General features: G+C 66.3%; 1 protein-coding gene. It reads left to right on the top strand.

The window, feature by feature from the left end; all coding sequences use genetic code 11:
- The first annotated feature begins 67 nt into the window (after positions 1 to 67).
- Positions 68 to 837, top strand: a protein-coding gene (locus tag WDW90_RS37615) for an IS5 family transposase (protein WP_336492805.1) whose coding sequence is annotated in 2 segments (ribosomal slippage) — positions 68 to 380 and positions 380 to 837 — 771 coding nt in all. Because the reading frame shifts where the segments join, the coding sequence is not laid out codon by codon here.
- Positions 838 to 846: the final 9 nt, after the last annotated feature.

Below are 846 nucleotides of genomic sequence, written 5' to 3'. Positions count from 1 at the left end.
TACGGCCTGTTCGGCCTTGAACGTGTTCCGTTTGCGGGCGTTTTGCTCCTCCTGACTGGGAGGAGCGATGCTGGACGACGTGGAATGGAGAAAGCTGGAGCCCCTGATCGAGGCGTGTCGGCCCAGGGGCAAGACCCCGCCGCAGGATCTGCGCCGCACGATCTCGGCCATCGTCTGGCGGCATCAGAATGGAGCCAAGTGGCGCGCCATCCCTCCTGACCTCGGTCCCTGGGCGCGGGCGGCTCAGACCTTCATCCGCTGGGCGCATCTGGGTGTCTGGGAGCGCCTGCTCCACCTCGCCCAAGAGGCGGGTGTGCAACTCGGAATGACGTTCTTGGATGGCACCAGCATCCGCGCACATCAAAAGGCGGCGGGAGCCCGCCGAAAGGGGGCACACAAGCTGAGCGGGACAGGCGTGAGGCGCTGGGCCGCTCGCGCGGTGGCTTTGGCAGCAAGGCTTGCGTGATTGCCGACGGGCTCGGACGAGCGGTCGCTTTCATTTTGGCTCCCGGTCAGGCGCATGAACTCCCGCATGCCATCCCGCTGCTGAACCGTCTGCCGGGCGTGCCGAAGTGGGTGGTGGCCGACCGCGGCTATGCCAGCCACGCCTTTCGCGAGCATATCTGGAACCTGGGTGCCCGGCCCGCGATCCCGCCGAAGCGCAACGAGGCCCCGGTCGCCTGCCCAGACTGGATCTACAACAACCGCAACCAGGTCGAGCGCCTCTGGGCTCGGCTGAAGGAATGGCGTGCCATTGCAACGCGCTACGAGAAGACCGCCTCAAGCTTCATGGGCGTTCTCGCCCTCGCGGCTGCGCTCGACTGGCTCAAGAGCTAACAGGCCGTA

It is taken from the genome of Methylobacterium nigriterrae (assembly GCF_037106235.1).
In the GTDB taxonomy this organism is placed as follows: Bacteria; Pseudomonadota; Alphaproteobacteria; order Rhizobiales; family Beijerinckiaceae; genus Methylobacterium; species Methylobacterium nigriterrae.
The sequence above is the reverse complement of the archived record's forward strand: the minus strand, read 5'-3'. Positions and strand labels throughout refer to the sequence as shown.